This window comes from Streptomyces smaragdinus (assembly GCF_009604385.1).
GTDB classification, from domain to species: Bacteria; Actinomycetota; Actinomycetes; order Streptomycetales; family Streptomycetaceae; genus Streptomyces; species Streptomyces smaragdinus.
This window is the reverse complement of sequence record NZ_WEGJ01000004.1, coordinates 207,569-225,388: the sequence shown is the minus strand read 5'-3', so window position 1 is coordinate 225,388 and position 17,820 is coordinate 207,569. Positions and strand designations below refer to the sequence as shown.

Sequence of the window (17,820 nt, the reverse complement as noted above, 5' to 3'; positions counted from 1 at the left end):
CGGGGGTCAGAGCTGGCCGACGTCGGTCACCCGGATCACCGCCCGGCCCTCGGCGTCCGAGGCCGTCAGATCGACCTCGGCGCTGATGCCGAAGTCATGGTCGCCCTTCGGGTCGTCGAACGTCTGCCGGACGCGCCACAGGGAGTGTGCCTCGTCCTGCTCGATGGCCAGCAGCTTGGGCCCGCGGGCGTCCGGTCCGGTGCCCAGGTCCTCGTACTCGTCCCAGTACGCGTCCAGGGCCTCGCCCCACCGCTCGGCGTCCCAGCCGGACTCCTCGTCCAGCGCGCCCAGTTCAGTCGCGTTGTCCAGCGCGGCCAGCTCGACCCGGCGGAACATCGCGTTGCGCACCAGCACCCGGAACGCCCGGGCGTTGGTGGTGACGGGCTTGACCTCGTCGGCGTGCTCCATCGCCTGCCCGGCGGACTCCTCCTCCGGGTTGGCGAGCTTCTCCCACTCGTCCAGCAGGCTGGAGTCGACCTGGCGGACCATCTCGCCCAGCCATTCCACGATGTCCTGGAAGTCCTCGGACTTCAGGTCGTCCGGGACGGTGTGCTGCAGCGCCTTGTACGCGCTCGCCACATAGCGCAGCACGATGCCCTCGGTGCGGGCGAGCTCGTAGAAGGAGACGAACTCGCTGAAGGTCATCGCCCGCTCGAACATGTCGCGGATGACCGACTTGGGGGAGAGCGGATGGTCGCCGACCCAGGGATGGGACGTGCGGTAGGTGTTGTAGGCGTGGGAGAGGAGCTCCTCCAGGGGCTTGGGATAGCTGATGTCCATCAGCCGTTCCATCCGCTCCTCGTACTCGATCCCGTCGGCCTTCATCTGCGCGACGGCCTCGCCCTTGGCCTTGTTCTGCTGGGCGTGGAGGATCTGGCGCGGGTCGTCGAGGGTGGACTCGAGGACCGACACCATATCCAGTGCGTACGACGGGGACTCGGGGTCCAGGAGGTCGAAGGCGGCCAGGGCGAAGGTGGACAGCGGCTGGTTCAGGGCGAAGTTCTGCTGGAGGTCCACGGTCAGCCGGACGATCCGGCCCTGTGCGTCGGGCTCCTCGAGCCGTTCCACCACGCCGCCGTCGAGCAGCGAGCGGTAGATGGCGATGGCGCGTCGGATGTGGCGCAGCTGGTTGCGGCGCGGCTCGTGGTTGTCCTCCAGCAGCCGGCGCATCGCCTCGAAGGCATTGCCGGGCCGGGCGATGATCGCCAGCAGCATCGCGTGGGTGACGCGGAAGCGGGAGGTCAGCGGCTCCGGTTCGGAGGCGATGAGCTTCTCGAAGGTCTCCTCGCTCCAGCTGACGAAGCCCTCGGGTGCCTTCTTGCGGACCACCTTGCGGCGCTTCTTCGGGTCGTCGCCCGCCTTCGCCAGGGCCTTGTCGTTCTCGATGACGTGCTCGGGCGCCTGGGCCACGACCAGCCCGGCGGTGTCGAAACCGGCCCGGCCGGCCCGGCCGGCGATCTGGTGGAACTCGCGGGCGCGCAGCGTACGGACCCGGTTGCCGTCGAACTTCGTCAGCGCGGTGAACAGCACGGTGCGGATGGGGACGTTGACGCCGACGCCGAGGGTGTCGGTGCCGCAGATGACCTTCAGCAGACCCGCCTGCGCAAGCTTCTCCACGAGCCGGCGGTACTTCGGCAGCATGCCCGCGTGATGGACGCCGATGCCGTGCCGGACATAGCGGGAGAGGTTGCGGCCGAAGCCGGTGGTGAAGCGGAAGTTGCCGATCAGATCGGCGATCTGCGCCTTCTCCTCCTTGGTGCACATGTTGATGCTCATCAGCGCCTGGGCCCGCTCAACGGCCTGCGCCTGGGTGAAGTGGACGATGTATACCGGGGCCTGGCGGGTCTCGAGCAGCTCGGTGAGCGTCTCGGTCAGGGCGGTCCGCTTGTACTCGTACGACAGCGGCACCGGGCGGGTCGCCGAGCGGACGACCGCGGTGGGGCGGCCGGTGCGCCGGGTCAGATCCTCCTCGAAGCGGGAGACGTCGCCGAGGGTGGCGGACATCAGGACGAACTGCGCCTGCGGCAGTTCCAGCAGCGGGATCTGCCAGGCCCAGCCCCGGTCCGGCTCGGCGTAGAAGTGGAACTCGTCCATCACGACCTGGCCGATGTCGGCGTCCTTGCCGTCGCGCAGCGCGATGGACGCCAGCACCTCGGCGGTGCAGCAGATCACGGGCGCGTCGGCGTTGACGGACGCGTCGCCGGTGAGCATGCCGACGTTCTCGGTGCCGAAGAGCTTGCACAGGTCGAAGAACTTCTCCGACACGAGCGCCTTGATCGGGGCGGTGTAGAAGGTGACCTGGTCGTTGGCCAGGGCGGTGAAGTGCGCGCCCGCCGCCACCAGGCTCTTGCCGGAGCCGGTGGGCGTGGACACGATGACGTTCGCCCCGGAGACCACCTCGATCAGCGCCTCCTCCTGCGCGGGGTAGAGATTGATGCCGCGCTCCTCGGCCCAGCCCGAGAAGGCTTCGAAAAGGGCGTCGGGGTCGGCGGTGTCAGGCAGCTGATCGATGAGGGTCACGCCCCCCATCTTGCCCTTCTTCGGATGAGATCGGGGAACCGGCCGCCGGTGCGAAGATCATCCGCGGTAGGGTGTGCCGCCGCCGCACGGCGGACGGGACACGAACCACAAGGGGTTGGGGGAAGTCGCATGATGGGTCCAGCGCACTCGCTGTCGGGGGCGGCGGCCTGGCTGGGGGTGGGTGCCGCGGCCGAGGCCGCGGGGCACGGCATGCCCTGGCCGGTGCTCGCGGTCGGCGCGCTGATCTGCGCCGGGGCCGCCCTGGCGCCGGACCTCGACCACAAGTCGGCGACGATCTCGCGGGCCTTCGGTCCGGTCTCGGGATGGCTGTGCGAGATCATCGACAAGCTGTCGTACGCCGCCTACAAGAACACCCGTAAGCCCGGGGACCCGCGGCGCTCCGGCGGGCACCGGACGCTCACGCACACCTGGATCTGGGCGGTGCTGGTGGGCGGCGGGTTCTCCGCGCTGGCCGTGCTGGGCGGGCGCTGGGCGGTCGTCGGGATCCTCTTCGTCCATATGGTGCTGGCCATCGAGGGCCTGCTGTGGCGGGCGGCACGGATGTCCAGTGACGTGTTGGTGTGGCTGCTGGGGGCCACCAGCGCGTGGATTCTGGCGGGGGTGCTGGACAAGCCGGGCAACGGGTCGGACTGGCTGTTCACCGATCCCGGTCAGGAGTATCTGTGGCTGGGGCTGCCCATCGTGCTCGGGTCGCTCGTGCACTGTGTCGGTGACGCGCTCACCGTGTCCGGGTGCCCGATCCTGTGGCCGATACCGCTGGGGCGCAAGCGGTGGTATCCGCTGGGGCCGCCGAAGGGGATGCGGTTCCGGGCCGGCAGCTGGGTGGAGCTGAAGGTGCTGATGCCGGTGTTCATGGTGCTGGGCGCGGCCGGCGGCCTCACCGCGATGGGCGTCATCGGGTGAGGCCGGCGGCCGGGTAAGGCCTCAGCGGTCGTCCCGGTCGGAGCGGTCCGCCGGGTCCGGCCGGGACGATCCGCCGTCGTGCCAGGAGCGCCACAGCGCCGCGTACGGGCCGTCGGCCGCGACCAGCTCGGTGTGGCTGCCGATCTCCGAGATCCGGCCGTCCTCCACCACCGCGATCACGTCCGCGTCGTGCGCGGTGTGCAGCCGGTGCGCGATCGCGACCACCGTGCGCCCGTCCAGCACCCGCGCCAGCGAGCGCTCCAGATGCCGCGCCGCCCGGGGGTCCAGCAGCGACGTGGCCTCGTCGAGCACCAGCGTGTGCGGGTCGGCCAGCACCAGGCGGGCCAGCGCGATCTGCTGCGCCTGCGCCGGTGAGAGTGCCGTGCCGCCGGAGCCGACCTCCGTGTCGAGGGCGTCGTCCAGGGCCCGGGCCCAGTCGGCCGCGTCGACCGCGCCCAGCGCCGCCCACAGCTCCGCGTCCGAGGCGCCGGCGCGGGCGAGGAGCAGATTGTCGCGCAGGGTGCCGACGAAGACGTGGTGCTCCTGGTTGACCAGCGCCACATGCGCGCGCACCTGTTCCGCCGGCATCCGGGCCAGCTCGGCGCCGCCCAGCGTGATCTCCCCGGTGCGCGGGGCGTAGATCCCGGCGAGCAGCCGCCCCAGCGTCGACTTCCCGGCGCCGGACGGTCCGACCAGCGCCAGCCGGGTCCCGGGGCGTACGGTCAGCGACACCCCGTGCAGCACGTCGGCGTCCACGCGGTAGCCGAAGCGCACCGTGTCCGCGTGCACGGTCCGGCCGTCCGGCGCCACCGATCCGTCGCCGCCGTCCTCCTCGATCTCGCGCACCCCGACCAGCCGCGCCAGGGACACCTGGGCGACCTGCAGCTCGTCGTACCACCGCAGGATCATGCCGACCGGGTCGGTGAGCATCATCGACAGCAGCGCGCCGGTGGTCAGCTGCCCGACGGTGATCCAGTCCTCGAACACGAACCAGCCGCCGAGCATCAGCACCCCGCCGAGGATCACGATGTGGGTGGCGTTGAAGACGGGGAAGAACATGCAGCGCAGATAGAGCGTGCGCCGCTCCCACGCCACCCACTGCCCGACCCGGATGTCCGAGAGGCGGATCCGCTCCTCGCCGAGCCGGTGCGCCTCCACGGTCCGCCCGGCGTCCACCGTCTCGGTGAGGGCCGCCGCGACGGCCGCGTAGCCGGCGGCCTCCGAGCGGTACGCGCGCGGCGCCCGCCGGAAGTACCAGCGGCAGCCCGCGAGCAGCAGCGGTACCGCCGGCAGGATCGCCAGGGCCAGCGGCGGCGCGGTCACCGTGATCGCGCCGAGCAGCAGCCCGACCCACACCACGGCGATCGACAGCTGCGGCACCGCCTCGCGCATCGCGTTGGCCAGCCGGTCGATGTCGGTCGTGATCCGCGACAGCAGATCCCCCGTCCCGGCCCGCTCCAGCACGCCCGGCGGCAGCCCCACGGACCGCACCAGGAAGTCCTCGCGCAGATCCGCCAGCATCTCCTCGCCCAGCATCGCCCCGCGCAGCCGCACCAGCCGGTGGAACACCCCCTGCACGGCCAGCGCCACCCCGAACAGGGCCATGACGCGCCCCAGATGGATGTCGGCCGCCCCGTCGGCCAGATCCTCGACCAGCCCGCCCAGCAGATACGGGCCGGCCATCGCCGAGGTCACGGCGATCGCGTTGACCAGCACCAGCAGCGCGAACGCCCGCCGGTGCCGGCGCAGCATCCCCCTGACGTAGGCGCGCACGGTGGTGCCCGACGCGACCGGGAGGGTGGTGGCGGTCCGGGGCGCCGCCGGGTCGTACTCGGGTTCGGCCACGCCGATCATGCGGACTCCTCGACGGTCTCGAGCCGCACCGCCGCCGGCCGGACGGCGGTGTCCTCCCCGGATTCCCGGGTCACCGTGGCGCGGTACTCCGGGACGGTGTGCAGCAGTTCACGGTGCACACCGACCGCGGCCACCGTGCCGCCGGACAGGAACACCACCCGTTCGGCGCGGTCCAGCAGCAGCGGACTGGAGCTGAGTACCACGGTGGTGCGCCCGGCGCGGATCCGCCCGAGGCCGGCGGCGATCCGGGCCTCGGTGTGCGAGTCGACGGCGCTCGTCGGCTCGTCCAGCACCAGCACCGGCGGGTCCGCGACCAGCGACCGGGCCAGCGCCAGCCGCTGCCGCTGGCCGCCGGAGAGCGACCGGCCGCGTTCGGTGACGGGCGTACGCATCGGGTCCCCGGACTCGTCCACCGACGCCTGCGCCAGCGACTCCAGCACGTCACCGCACTGCGCCGCCTCCAGCGCCTCCTTCGGCCCGACGGCCCCGGACGACGGCACGTCGAGCAGCTCCGCCAGCGTGCCGGAGAGCAGCACCGGGTCCTTGTCCTGGACCAGCACCAGCCGCCGCGCGTCGCCCAGCGCCAGCTCGTCCAGCGCCACCCCGGCGAGCCGGGCCGAGGGCGAGCCGTCCGGATCCGGCGGGTGTCCGCCCAGCCGGTCGGCCAGCCTGCCCGCCTCGTCCGGGTCGCCGCACACCACGGCGGTCAGCATCCCGGCGGGCGCCAGCAGCCCGGTCGCCGGATCGGTGAGGTCCCCGCCGGCCGGGGCGTCCGCGCTGCCCGACGTCGTACGCGACAGCCGCAGTACCCGTGCCGCCCGCTCGGCGGACGGCTTGGAGAAGGAGTACGCCATCGCGATCTCCTCGAAGTGCCGCAGCGGGAAGAGCAGGAAGCTCACCGCGCCGTACACGGTGACCAGTTCGCCCACCCCGATCGCGCCGTCGCGGGCCAGTCCGACGCCGTGCCACACCACGCCGATCAGCATCAGTCCCGGCAGCACCACCTGCACCGCGGAGATCAGCGCCCACATCCGGGCGCTGCGCACCGCGGCCCGGCGCACCTCCTGGGAGGAGGCCTGGTAGCGCGCCAGGAACAGCTCCTCGCCGCCGATGCCGCGCAGCACCCGCAGGCCCGCCACGGTGTCGGAGGCCAGCTCGGTCGCCTTGCCGGCCCGGGTGCGCTGCTCGTCGGCCCGCCGGGTCGCCCGCGGCAGCAGCGGCAGCGGCGCGAGCGCCACCAGCGGCAGCGCGACGGCGACGATCAGACCCAGCTCGGGGGAGTACACCACCACGCCGCCCACCACCACGAAGGCGGTCACGAACGCCGCCGTACAGCGTGAGAACGCCTCGACGAACCAGCCGATCTTCTCCACGTCACCGGTCGACACGGCCACGACCTCGCCGGCCGCCACCCGCCGGGTGAGCACCGAGCCGAGCTCCGCGGCCTTGCGGGCGAGAAGCTGCTGCACCCGGGCGGCGTTGGTGATCCAGTTGGTGACGGCCGCCCGGTGGATCATGCTGTCGCCCAGCGCGAGCAGCACACCGAGCCCGAGCAGCAGCAGCCCGGCGAAGACCAGCGCCCCGCCGTCGCGGTCCACGACGGCCTGGACGGCCATCCCGAGCGGCACCGGCAGGGCGCCGATCGGCAGCATCCACACCAGACCCCACAGCAGCGAGGCGACTTGTCCGCCCACCTGCCGGCGCCCCAGCCAGACCAGGAACCGGAGTCCGGACCGGACATCGGGATCGCCGGGATCCGGATACGGAAGATCGCGTAGTCGCATGGCGTCCCTTGGGCTCGCGGGGGGGAAGGCAACCGAGCAACACTGACCGAATTCGTCCGCCCCGGACAACTGCTTTTCCCGCCGTTCGCGAGGATCGCGCCGACGCCGGGCGCGGACGGGCTGTCACCATGGACGGCATGCGGATACCACGTCGTGCTGCCGGAGCCGTCCTCGCCGCCGCCCTGCTCGCCGGCTGCTCGGCCGGCGAGAGCGGGCCGAGCGGGCCGAACGGGCCGCAGGAGCCCCACGCCGCCCCCGGCGCCTCGAAGAAGCCCGACCCCACCCGCATCCCCGGCCTCGGCGCCCTGCAGCGGAAGATCCCCGCCCACAGCACCCAGGTCGTCACCGTCTACGGAACCTCCCGCAGCGCCCCGGACGCCACCGTGGCCCTCTACACCCGCAGCGGCACCGCATGGCACCGCACCGCCACCTGGCCCGCCCACAACGGCCGCAGGGGCTGGACTCCCGACCACCACGAGGGCGACAAACGCAGCCCCGTAGGCGTGTTCACGCTCTCCGACGCCGGCGGCGTCCTCTCTTCCCCCGGCGTCAGGCTGCCCTACACCCGCTCCACGCTCTTCAGGGCCCCGAGCTGGTGGAAACCGGCGTACCAGCACGATTTCGACCTGGTCATCGCCATCGACTACAACCGCGTCAAGGGCACCTCCCCCCTGGACCCGACCCGCCCGCTGGGCCGGGCCAGGGGCGGCGGCATCTGGCTGCACCTCGACCACGGCAGCGGCACCTCCGGCTGCGTCAGCCTGCCGAAGACCGCGATGCGCACCCTGCTGCGCACCCTCGACCCCGCCAGGCACCCGGTGATCGTGATGGGCGACCGGGCGACGCTGGCGAAGGGCTGATCAGGGACGGGTCGCCCGCTCCAGCTCGAGCAGCGCCGAGTGGTAACTGCGCCCCGTCGCCCGGTCCATGCCGATCTCGCACATCCGGTTCGCCGACAGATGCGCGTCGAACTCCCGGGCCGTGACCTCGGCCGCCTCCCGGGCCGTCGCGGACGCCGTGAGCTCCTCGTGCAGCATGCCGCGGTCCCCGGCGAAGGCGCAGCAGCCGGCGTCGTCCGGCACCACCACCTCGTCGGCCACCGCCCGCGCCAGCGCCGTGAGATGACCCTCGTCGCCCAGATGCCGCATGGAGCAGGTCGGATGGACGACGGCGGAGCCGGCGGTGCGCAGGATCTCCAGATGCGGCAGCAGCTCGTCGGCGGCCCAGACGATCGAGTCCACCACGGTGAGCTCGGCGTGCAGCTCGCGGTTGTCGTCGGTGAGGTACGGCACGACCTCGTGGGCGATGCCCAGGGTGCACGAGGAGGCGTCCACGACCAGCGGCAGGCGTCCCCCGGCGGTCCAGCCCCAGGCGGCCTCGACGATCCGGTTGGCCATCAGCCGGGTGCCGTCCTCGTAGCCCTTGGAGTGCCAGATGGTCGAACAGCAGGTGCCGGCGACGTCGTCGGGGATCCACACCGGCTTCCCGGCGCGCGCCGACACGGCGACGACGGCCTGCGGGAGGCTGGGGCCCGTATGACCCCCGGGCTCGCCGAAGATGCGGTTGACGCACGCCGGGTAGTACACGGCGGCCGCGTCCGTGCGGCGGGTGCGGGGGAGGGTGCGGGCGGCGGCGCCGGGGATCTCCGGGAGCCACTGCGGGACCAGGTCGGGGCGTACGGCCTTGCGGGCCAGGCCCGTCGCGGAGGTCAGCAGCCGGTCGCCGATCCTGTCGGCGGCGGCGACCGCCAGCCGGGTGGCGCGTTCGGTGGCCTTGAAGTGCCGGGCGGTGGCCCGTGCGACGCGCTCCTCGCGCGGGGAGTGCCGCTGGTGGCGGAAGTCCTTCATCAGCTGTCCGGTGTCGATGCCCACCGGGCAGGCCAGCTTGCACGTCGAGTCGCCGGCGCAGGTGTCGACCGCGTCGTAGCCGAAGGACTCCAGCAGCCCGTCGTTCACCGCCGAGTCGGGGTCCTGGCGCATCATCTCCCGGCGCAGCACGATGCGCTGGCGGGGGGTGGTGGTCAGATCACCGCTGGGGCAGGTGGGTTCGCAGAAGCCGCACTCGATGCACGGGTCGGCGATCAGCTCCACCTTCGGGATCGTCTTCAGCCCCCGCAGATGGGCCTGCGGATCCCGGTCGAGCAGTACCCGCGGGGCGAGGACGCCGTGCGGGTCGACGAGCTCCTTGATCCGCCACATCAGCTCGGTGGCCCGCTCGCCCCACTCCAGCTCCAGGAACGGCGCGATGTTGCGTCCGGTGGCGTGCTCCGCCTTCAGCGAGCCGTCGAAGCGCTCCACGGTGAGCGCGCAGAAGTCGTCCATGAACGCCGCGTACCGCTCGACGTCCGCCGCCTTGCCTGCGTCGAAGGCGAGCAGGAAGTGCAGGTTGCCGTGCGCCGCGTGCCCGGCGACCGCCGCGTCGAAACCATGTCTGGCCTGCAGCTCCAGCAGCTCCGTGCAGGCTTCCGCGAGCCGCGGGGGCGGTACGGCGAAGTCCTCCGTGATGAGGGTCGTACCGGCCGGGCGGGAGCCGCCGACGGCGGTGACGAAGGCCTTGCGGGCCTTCCAGTACGAGCCGATCCGCCCGGCGTCCCGGGTGAAGGCGTTGGTGACGGACTCGACGGGGGCGACGAGGTCGAGGCCGGCGAGGAGCTCCCCGGCGGTCTTCTCGTACCCCTGGAGCGTGGCCTCGTCCGGCGCCCGGTACTCCACCAGCAGCGCGGTGGTCTCCTTCGGCAGCCGCGCCCAGTCCGCCGGCACGCCCGAGACGCTGACGGAGGCGCGCAGCGTGTTGCCGTCCATCAGCTCCACCGCGGTCGCGCCGCTGTCGTTGAACAGCGGTACGGCGGCAGCGGCGGCGCTCAGCGTGGGGAAGAACAGCAGCGCGGTGGACGTCGCCCGCAGCAGGGGGAGGGTGTCGAAGACCGTCTCGGCGATGAAGCCGAGGGTCCCCTCGGAGCCCACCATCAGTCCGCGCAGGATGCCGACGGGGGTCGCGGCGTCCAGGAAGGCGTCGAGGCGGTAGCCGTTGGTGTTCTTGATCTCGTACTTGGCGCGGATCCGGGCCGTGAGCTCCGCGTCCGCCTCGATCTCGGCCTTCAGCGCGAGCAGCCCCGCGCACAGCTGCGGCTCGGCGGCCGCGAGGCGTTCGTCCGCGTCGGGGGCGGCGGTGTCCACGACGGTGCCGGACGGCAGGACGAGCGTGAGCGAGGCGAGGGTGCGGTACGAGTTGCGGGTGGTGCCGGCCGTCATCCCCGAGGCGTTGTTGGCGACCACCCCGCCCAGGGTGCAGGCGATGGCGCTGGCCGGGTCGGGGCCCAGGACGCGGCCGTACCGGGCGAGGGTGACGTTCGCCCGCATGACCGTCGTACCGGGCCGGATACGGGCCCGGGCGCCGTCGTCCAGGACCTCGATGCCCGCCCAGTGCCGCTTGACGTCGACCAGGATGTCCTCGCCCTGCGCCTGGCCGTTCAGCGAGGTGCCGGCGGAGCGGAAGACCAGCTTGCGGTTGTTGCGGTGGGCGTAGCGGAAGATCTTCGCGATGTCGCCGCGGTCCTCGGCCAGCACCACCGCGCGCGGCAGGAAGCGGTACGGGCTGGCGTCCGAGGCGTACCGGACGAGGTCCGAGATCCGCCACAGCACCTTGTCCTCGCCCAGCAGGGCGACGAGCTCCGACCGCAGCGGCTCCGGGGTGCCGTCCGCCAGGGAGTCGGCCACCCGGTCGGGCGCCGGGCTCGCGACGGCGGCGGGGCGGAGTGCGCCGGGTGCGGGCTCGAGAAGCGGCATGGGGCGGGGCCTCCTCAGCTGGTACGCCGGCACGGCGCGTCGGTGCGGTCGTGCGGGGCCGGCGTACGGAGGGGCTAGGAGCCGTTCTCCGGTTCGTCGACCAAGGTGGAGAGTAGTCCCCCCAGCTGGACGCGCTGCTCCTGCGTCAGGCCCTCGAGGATTCCCTCGGCCGCCGACTGCCGGGCTTGTCGGAGTCTGCCCAGAATCGCGTGCCCCTCGTCGGTGAGCTCGATCAGCACCACCCGGCGGTTGTCCGGGTCCTGCGCCCGGCGGACGGCGCCGCGCTCCTCCAGCGCGTCGACCAGCGTGGTCACCGCGCGCGGCACGACCTCCAGCTGCCGCGCCAGGTCGGCCATCCGCGGCGCCTCCCCGTGCCGGCCGTGCGCGCCGACGGTACGCAGCAGCCGGGACTGGGCCGGGGTCAGGCCCAGCGGCCGGAAGGCGGCCTTCTGCGCGTGATGCAGCCGGCGGGTCAGCCGCAGCAGCTGCTCGGCGAGCCGGTCGGAGGACTCGGCGGGCTCGGAAGAAACGGGCCTGGACATGCGTTGAGCATATCAGGATCATGCTCATTGTGAGTATAGGTAACAGTGAGCTAGGCTCTTTGTATCCGACCCCGCCCGTAGGAGGCCCATGCCGCACCCCCGTGACCTTCCCGAATGGACGCCCCCGCCCCCCGACCCCGAGAAGCCCGCCCAGGTCCGCCGCATCCTGCGCCTGTTCCGCCCGTATCGCGGACGGCTGGCGATCGTCGGCCTGCTGGTGGCCGCCTCGTCCCTGGTCTCCGTCGCCTCGCCGTTCCTGCTCCGCGAGGCCCTGGACACCGCGATCCCGCAGGGCCGTACGGGCCTGCTGACCCTGCTCGCGCTCGGCATGCTGGCCGTCGCCGTGCTCAGCGGCGTCTTCGGCGTCCTGCAGACCCTCATCTCCACCACCGTCGGCCAGCGCGTCATGCACGATCTGCGCACCGGTGTCTACGCCCGGCTGCAGCGCATGCCGCTGGCGTTCTTCACCCGCACCCGCACCGGCGAGGTGCAGTCCCGCATCGCCAACGACATCGGCGGTATGCAGGCCACCGTCACCTCCACCGCGACGTCCATCGTGTCCAACGCGACCAGCGTCGTCGCCACCGTCGTCGCGATGCTCGCCCTCGACTGGCGGCTCACCCTCGTCTCCCTGCTGCTCCTCCCGCTGTTCGTCGGCGTCAGCCGCAAGGTCGGCCGCGAACGCAAGCGCATAGCCTCGCAGCGCCAGAAGCAGATGGCCCAGCTGGCCGCCCAGGTCACCGAGTCGCTGAGCGTCAGCGGCATCCTGCTGGGCCGGACGATGGGCCGCTCCGACTCGCTGACCGCGGACTTCGCCACCGAGTCCGAGCGCCTCGTCGGCCTCGAGGTGCGCTCCAACATGGCCGGACGCTGGCGGATGGCCACGATCGGCGTGGTGATGGCCGCCATGCCGGCCGTCATCTACTGGGCCGCGGGACTGGCGATGGCCGGCGGCGGACCCGACATCTCGCTGGGCACCGTGGTCGCGTTCGTCTCCCTCCAGCAGGGCCTGTTCCGTCCGACGATCGGTCTGCTGTCCACCGGCGTGCAGGTGCAGACGTCCCTCGCGCTCTTCCAGCGGATCTTCGAGTACCTGGACCTGCCCGTCGACATCGACGAGCCCGAGCATCCGGTACGGCTCGACAAGGTCCGCGGCGACGTCGCGCTGTCCGGGGTCGGCTTCCGTTACGACGCCGATGCCGGCGCCGACACCCTCTCCGGCATCGACCTCACCGTCCCGGCCGGCTCCAGCCTCGCCGTCGTCGGCCCCACCGGCTCCGGCAAGACCACGCTGAGCTATCTGGTGCCGCGGCTGTACGACGTGACCGCCGGACGCGTCACCATCGACGGCGCCGACGTCCGCGACCTCGACTTCGACACCCTCGCGCGGACGGTCGGCGTGGTCTCCCAGGAGACGTACCTCTTCCACGCCTCCGTGGCCGACAACCTGCGCTTCGCCAAGCCCGGCGCCACCGACGCCGAGCTCGAGGAGGCGGCCCGGGCCGCGCAGATCCACGACCACATCGCGTCCCTGCCCGACGGCTACGACACCCTCGTCGGCGAGCGCGGCTACCGCTTCTCCGGCGGCGAGAAGCAGCGCCTGGCCATCGCCCGGACGATCCTGCGCGACCCGCCGGTGCTGATCCTCGACGAGGCCACCAGCGCCCTGGACACCCGCACCGAGCACGCCGTGCAGCAGGCCATGGACACGCTGTCCGCGGGCCGTACGACGATCACCATCGCCCACCGGCTCTCCACGATCCGCGACGCCGACCAGATCGCCGTACTCGACGGCGGCCGCGTCGCCGAACTCGGCACCCACGACGAACTCCTCGCCGCCGGCGGCCGCTACGCCGCGCTGGTCCGCCGCGACGCCCGCACCCGGGGGACCGCGGACGTCACGGTGTGACGCGCCGCGTTATCCGGATGTACGGGCGGCGGGCCGCCTCTACGGTGTCCCCATGGCCGTCATCACGCTGACCCGGGGCGACATCACCGACCAGCACGTCGACGCGGTGGTGAACGCCGCGAACTCCTCCCTCCTCGGCGGCGGGGGAGTGGACGGCGCGATCCACCGCCGCGGCGGCAAACGCATCCTCGAGGAGTGCCGCGCCCTGCGCGCCTCCCACTACGGCGGCGGCCTGCCCGCCGGACAGGCGGTCGCCACGACGGCGGGCCTGCTCCCCGCCCGCTGGGTCATTCATACGGTGGGCCCCGTCTGGTCCGCCGAGGAGGACCGCTCCGAGCTGCTCGCCTCCTGTCACCGCGAGTCCCTCGCCGTCGCCCAGGGGCTGGGCGCGCGCACCGTCGCGTTCCCCGCGATCTCCACGGGTGTCTTCCGCTGGCCGGTCGAGGACGCGGCCCGGATCGCGGTCGGCGCCGTGCAGCGGGCGGTGAACAAGGCGGACTTCGACGAGGTCCGGTTCGTGCTCTTCGACGACCGGGCCTACCGGGCGTTCGAGCTCTGGATCGGCTGACGGCGGCCCCTCGGCGCGGACAGCAGCTCGCGACCGCGCTCCGGCGTCAGCAGCGGCCCCAGTACGGGGTCGGCCACCCACCCGAGCGGCGCCAGATGGTCGGGCCCCAGCGGCTCCCACCCGGGCAGCGCGTCGAGCAGCGTCCGCCACGCCCCGTCGGCGTCACCGTGCCGGGCCTGCTCCCGCGCCCGCGAGGCCGCCTCGCCGAACGGGCCGGCGGGCGCGTACCGGTACGTGCCGTCGCGTATCTGCTCCAGCGTGGCGTAGGCCCGTGCGACCAGGCCGTCGTCGGCGCCCCGCAGCTGGAACCTCAGGACGTCGTCGCCCCGGTACGAGTTCGCCGCGTGCTCGGCGACCAGCGCCGGCAGCAGATCGGGCGCGTACCGCGGATCCGTCACCAGATCCTCGAAGTACACCATGGAGACCTGCCCGAGCAGCCGGCGTATCTGGTCGCCCAGCCCGTGGGCCCGCGGTCGTCCGAACTCCCTGGCCTCGTCCAGGGCTTTCAGCGCCCGCTCCCAGTCGCCGCGAAGGGCGTCAAGGCGGGCCTGATCCCGCTGCTCGTCCAGCCTTCGGGTGGTGTCGTTGGCGAACACCGGCCTCCCGTCCCGCCGAGGTGCCTCCAGGCTGTGGAACTCCGCGTACATCGCCCGCATGAACGCGAGGAAGTCCGCGTGCCGCTCGGGCGGTGCGGCCCGCCAGCTCGCCCACGTGTACACGGCCCACTCGCCGTCCTCGTCGATGTCCTCGGGGTCCAGGAGCACATGGGTGATGTCGGACTCCACGTCGAGCTGCAGTCCGCGCCGCCAGATGTCCGCCTCCACCCGTTCCCCGGGCGTGGCGTCCTCGTCCAGGTACTCCTCGAAGATCTCCGCGAGCCCCGACTCGTCCTCGTGCCAGCGCGCCTCCTTCGTCCCGGCCAGCAGCCAGATGAACCCGCCCGCGTGCTGCCAGCCGTCACTGACCCGCAGGAAGTCCAGGTACGACGGAGGCATCCGGCGCCCGAGCCGCTCCTCCATGGCCGCTATCCGCTCCTCGGACGCCGGCGGGAAGCCGAGCCAGCGGGCCTGCCGCAGGGGCTCGTCCTCGGTCCGCTTGCCCTCGTCCGGCACGCAGTCCGCCCACTCCTCGCTCCATGTCAGCAGGAAGGAACGCCAGTCGAACGCCGAGATCTCCGTCATGTGTCCGATGGTGTCAGCCGCCACTGACAGAAAGCGGCCCGGTCCGGCGGACGGACCGGGCCGCGGAGTCACCGCCGACCGCGCCCCTCCAGCTCGAGCGCGACCGGCGCGGCCGTGAAGACCGACGAGTACGTGCCCACCACCAGCCCGATCAGCAGCGCCAGGGCGAAGTCGGTGAGCGAGTCGCCGCCCAGCGCCGCCAGGGCGGTGAGGACGATCGCCGCGCCCAGGCCCGTGTTGACCGTGCGGGGCAGGGTCTGCAGGATCGCCCGGTTCGTGATCCGGTCCAGCGGCGCCTTCCGGTCGCGCCGGCGCAGCTCCCGGATGCGGTCGAAGACGACCACGGAGTCGTTCACCGAATACCCGATGACGGTGAGCAGCGCCGCCAGGAACACCCCGTCGACGGGCTTGCCGAGCCAGGCGAACACGCCCAGCAGGATGAGCACGTCGTGGACCAGCGCCGTGACCGCCGCCGTGCCGAACAGCCGGTTGAAGCGCACCGCGAGATACAGCAGCTGGGCGCCCAGCGCCACGGCCAGCGCGATCAGCGCGTTGCGGCGCAGCTCCTCGCCCATGCTGGGCCCGATCCGCTCGTCGCGCACGGCCTCGGTGTCGCCGCCGAGCGCCCCGACGGTACGGGTGACGGCCGACGCCTCGGAGTCGGTCAGGTTTCCGGTACGGACGGTCAGCCCGCTGTCGCCGGAGGAGTGGACGACGGCCCGGGGGAAGCCCGCGTCGGCGAGGGCGTCGCGGGCGCGGTCGACGTCGACCGGGCGGGTCGCCTCGTACTGCACGAGCCGTCCCCCGGTGAACTCGATGCCGAGCTCCAGCCCCCGCACCGCCAGCCCCGAACAGGCCACCAGGATCAGGACGGCGGACACGGCCAGCCAGCGGCGCGGGCGGCGCATCAGCTGCGGGTCGCGCCGCAGCAGCCGGTCGCGCACCGGGCCGGTGGTGGAGATGCCGGTGAGCCGGGGGCGGCGGTGCACCGCGGGGCGGGTGACCGCGTACTCCGCGAGCACCCGGGCGATCAGCAGCGCGCTGACCATGGACGCGAGGACGCCGATGCCGAGGGTGACGCCGAAGCCCCGTACCGGGCCGGAGGCGAGGAAGAACAGCAGGGCGGCCGCGATGAGCGTGGTGATGTTGGAGTCGGCGATCGCGCTCAGGGCGTTGCGGAACCCGGCGGCCAGCGCCGAGCGCGCGCTGGGGCGGACGCGGGCCGCGTACTCCTCGCGGGCGCGTTCGAAGACCAGCACGTTGGCGTCCACCGCCATGCCGATCGCCAGGACGAAACCCGCCAGGCCCGGCAGCGTGAGCGTGGCGCCGAGCGCGGCCAGCGCGGCGTACGAGACGAGCCCGTAACAGGCGAGCGCGACGGCGGCCAGCGCGCCCAGCAGCCGGTAGACCACGACGACGAACAGCGCCGTCAGCACCCCGCCGATCCCGGCCGCCCAGGCGCTCGCGGTGATGGCTTCGGCGCCCAGTGTGGGGCCGACGGTGCGCTGTTCGACGGTCTCGACGGGGACGGGCAGGGCGCCGCCGTTGATCAGCAGGGAAAGCTCGCGGGCCTCCGCGGCGCCGAACGACCCGGTGATCCGGGTGCCGCCGTCGGGGATGCCGGTCCCGCAGGCGACCGACGGGTCGACCTGCGGCGAGGAGATCACCTTGTCGTCCAGCACGATGGCGACCCGGCGCGCCGGATCCCCCGGCGGCCGGCACGCCGCCTCCCCGGTCAGCCGCGTCCAGTCCTGCGTCCCGGCGCCCTTGAACCCGACGTTGACGTGCCAGCCGGCGCCGCCCTGTCCGTCGAACGAGGCGGTGGCCTCCTCGACGTGCTGCCCCGTGAGGGCGGCGCGTCCGAGCCGTACCGGAGCGCCGGACTCGTCGGGCAGGACGCGGCCGTCGCCCTCGGCGAGCACCGGATGGAAGGTGAGCTGCGCGGTGCGGCCCAGGACGCCGGCGGCCCGCTTCGGGTCCTGGACGCCGGGCAGTTCGACGATGATCCGCCGCTCGCCGGAGCGCACGAGGGTGGGCTCGGAGACCCCGAGCCCGTCGATCCGGCCGCGCAGCACTTCCAGCGTCCGGTCGGTCACCTCGCCGTCGGCGTCGGTCGTTGGCGTGGAGCGGGTCTCGAGCACGATCTGTGTGCCGCCGCGCAGATCGAGGCCGAGGCGGACGGGGACGGTGACGGCGATGTACAGGGATACGGCGATCACGGCCAGCGCGACGAGCGCGCGCAGGCGTGTGGAACGGTTCACGGGGGCCTCCCGGCGGGCACGCCGGACCGGCGGCCGGCGCGGGGCCGCCGCGGGGGCGTGCGGGATGTGGACGGACTCGGGCTGTCAGCTGCCGGCCGGCGCCGGGGGTGCCCGTCCGCGGTGGTGACGCCCGTACGGCTGCGGGCGCGGGAGGTCCTCGTACGGTGCGGTGGTCCGTACGGACCGGTGGGCCAGGACGATCCGGTCGTACGGGCAGACGGCGGCGGTGTGACCGCGCGGGGCGGGCTGCTCGCCGTGCTGCCGGCTCTGGGCCGCGGGGCGGGCCGGGCGGAGGCTGTCGCAGCCGTCGTCGGCGTACGGGGCGCGGACCTGGTGCTGCCCGGACCCCGCCGCCCGGCCGGGGGCGGACGGCCCGGCGGTGACGCCCAGCGCCGTCAGCAGCGCCAGCAGGACGGCGGCCACCACCGGCGTCCGGCGGGGGGCGGTGCGGTGCATGCGCCGTCTCCCTTCCTGCGGTCCGGCGGCGTGCGG

The 17,820-nt window shown here is 73.1% G+C and carries 11 protein-coding genes and 1 pseudogene; 4 read left to right on the top strand and 8 right to left on the bottom strand.

Annotated features, from left to right (window positions below):
• Nucleotides 1–6 precede the first annotated feature (6 nt).
• Nucleotides 7–2,520 (bottom strand): DEAD/DEAH box helicase, encoded by a 2,514-nt coding sequence (locus tag SRB5_RS09685; protein ID WP_323377406.1) that lies wholly within the window; start codon nt 2,518–2,520, stop codon nt 7–9.
• A 129-nt stretch (nt 2,521–2,649) separates the two neighbouring features.
• Here SRB5_RS09685 and SRB5_RS09680 point away from each other — a divergent pair, with 129 nt between their 5' ends.
• Nucleotides 2,650–3,444 (top strand): metal-dependent hydrolase, encoded by a 795-nt coding sequence (locus SRB5_RS09680; RefSeq protein ID WP_153451076.1) that lies wholly within the window; start codon nt 2,650–2,652, stop codon nt 3,442–3,444.
• A gap of 21 nt (nt 3,445–3,465) precedes the next feature.
• Here the strand turns inward: SRB5_RS09680 and SRB5_RS09675 are convergent, their stop codons facing one another.
• Nucleotides 3,466–5,298, bottom strand: a complete 1,833-nt coding sequence (locus tag SRB5_RS09675; RefSeq protein WP_153451075.1) for an ABC transporter ATP-binding protein — start codon at nt 5,296–5,298, stop codon at nt 3,466–3,468.
• Entirely contained in the window at nt 5,295–7,082 is a 1,788-nt protein-coding gene (locus SRB5_RS09670; RefSeq protein ID WP_153451074.1) for an ABC transporter transmembrane domain-containing protein, read from the bottom strand. Before SRB5_RS09670 ends, SRB5_RS09675 begins: the two co-directional genes overlap by 4 nt.
• A gap of 137 nt (nt 7,083–7,219) precedes the next feature.
• On the opposite strand from SRB5_RS09670, the gene SRB5_RS09665 reads away from it, so the two are divergent.
• Nucleotides 7,220–7,942: a L,D-transpeptidase family protein gene (locus tag SRB5_RS09665; RefSeq protein ID WP_153451073.1), complete on the top strand. Its 723-nt coding sequence runs from the start codon at nt 7,220–7,222 to the stop codon at nt 7,940–7,942.
• Here the strand turns inward: SRB5_RS09665 and SRB5_RS09660 are convergent, their stop codons facing one another.
• Nucleotides 7,943–10,867 carry an FAD-binding and (Fe-S)-binding domain-containing protein gene (locus tag SRB5_RS09660; RefSeq protein ID WP_153451072.1) on the bottom strand — a complete coding sequence of 975 codons (2,925 nt, stop codon included), beginning with the start codon at nt 10,865–10,867 and terminating at the stop codon, nt 7,943–7,945.
• A gap of 74 nt (nt 10,868–10,941) precedes the next feature.
• Entirely contained in the window at nt 10,942–11,409 is a 468-nt protein-coding gene (locus SRB5_RS09655; RefSeq protein WP_153451071.1) for a MarR family winged helix-turn-helix transcriptional regulator, read from the bottom strand.
• An 88-nt stretch (nt 11,410–11,497) separates the two neighbouring features.
• On the opposite strand from SRB5_RS09655, the gene SRB5_RS09650 reads away from it, so the two are divergent.
• On the top strand, nt 11,498–13,318 hold the full coding sequence (locus tag SRB5_RS09650; protein WP_153451070.1) for an ABC transporter ATP-binding protein: 1,821 nt from the start codon (nt 11,498–11,500) through the stop codon (nt 13,316–13,318).
• 52 nt (nt 13,319–13,370) lie between these two features.
• Nucleotides 13,371–13,886 (top strand): O-acetyl-ADP-ribose deacetylase, encoded by a 516-nt coding sequence (locus tag SRB5_RS09645; protein ID WP_153451069.1) that lies wholly within the window; start codon nt 13,371–13,373, stop codon nt 13,884–13,886.
• A 5-nt stretch (nt 13,887–13,891) separates the two neighbouring features.
• On the opposite strand, the pseudogene SRB5_RS09640 reads toward SRB5_RS09645, so the two are convergent.
• The 3 genes and pseudogenes from SRB5_RS09640 to SRB5_RS09630 all read right to left on the bottom strand — a co-directional run.
• A pseudogene (locus tag SRB5_RS09640) lies at nt 13,892–15,067 on the bottom strand (SMI1/KNR4 family protein); the annotation flags it as partial.
• 68 nt (nt 15,068–15,135) lie between these two features.
• The gene (secD, locus tag SRB5_RS09635; RefSeq protein WP_323377404.1) at nt 15,136–17,328 is read right to left on the bottom strand and encodes a protein translocase subunit SecD; all 2,193 of its coding nucleotides are present in this window, start codon (nt 17,326–17,328) and stop codon (nt 15,136–15,138) included.
• Between the two features lie 84 nt (nt 17,329–17,412).
• Nucleotides 17,413–17,784 carry a hypothetical protein gene (locus tag SRB5_RS09630; protein ID WP_153451068.1) on the bottom strand — a complete coding sequence of 124 codons (372 nt, stop codon included), beginning with the start codon at nt 17,782–17,784 and terminating at the stop codon, nt 17,413–17,415.
• Nucleotides 17,785–17,820: the final 36 nt, after the last annotated feature.

What these genes read in the sequence shown, in the direction of transcription:
- SRB5_RS09650 (WP_153451070.1), top strand. Translation starts at nt 11,498, where the DNA reads ATGCCGCACCCCCGTGACCTTCCCGAATGGACGCCCCCGCCCCCCGAC.
- SRB5_RS09675 (WP_153451075.1), bottom strand. Translation starts at nt 5,298, where the DNA reads ATGATCGGCGTGGCCGAACCCGAGTACGACCCGGCGGCGCCCCGGACC.
- SRB5_RS09630 (WP_153451068.1), bottom strand. Translation starts at nt 17,784, where the DNA reads ATGCACCGCACCGCCCCCCGCCGGACGCCGGTGGTGGCCGCCGTCCTG.
- SRB5_RS09680 (WP_153451076.1), top strand. Translation starts at nt 2,650, where the DNA reads ATGATGGGTCCAGCGCACTCGCTGTCGGGGGCGGCGGCCTGGCTGGGG.
- SRB5_RS09645 (WP_153451069.1), top strand. Translation starts at nt 13,371, where the DNA reads ATGGCCGTCATCACGCTGACCCGGGGCGACATCACCGACCAGCACGTC.
- SRB5_RS09670 (WP_153451074.1), bottom strand. Translation starts at nt 7,082, where the DNA reads ATGCGACTACGCGATCTTCCGTATCCGGATCCCGGCGATCCCGATGTC.
- SRB5_RS09655 (WP_153451071.1), bottom strand. Translation starts at nt 11,409, where the DNA reads ATGTCCAGGCCCGTTTCTTCCGAGCCCGCCGAGTCCTCCGACCGGCTC.
- SRB5_RS09660 (WP_153451072.1), bottom strand. Translation starts at nt 10,867, where the DNA reads ATGCCGCTTCTCGAGCCCGCACCCGGCGCACTCCGCCCCGCCGCCGTC.
- SRB5_RS09665 (WP_153451073.1), top strand. Translation starts at nt 7,220, where the DNA reads ATGCGGATACCACGTCGTGCTGCCGGAGCCGTCCTCGCCGCCGCCCTG.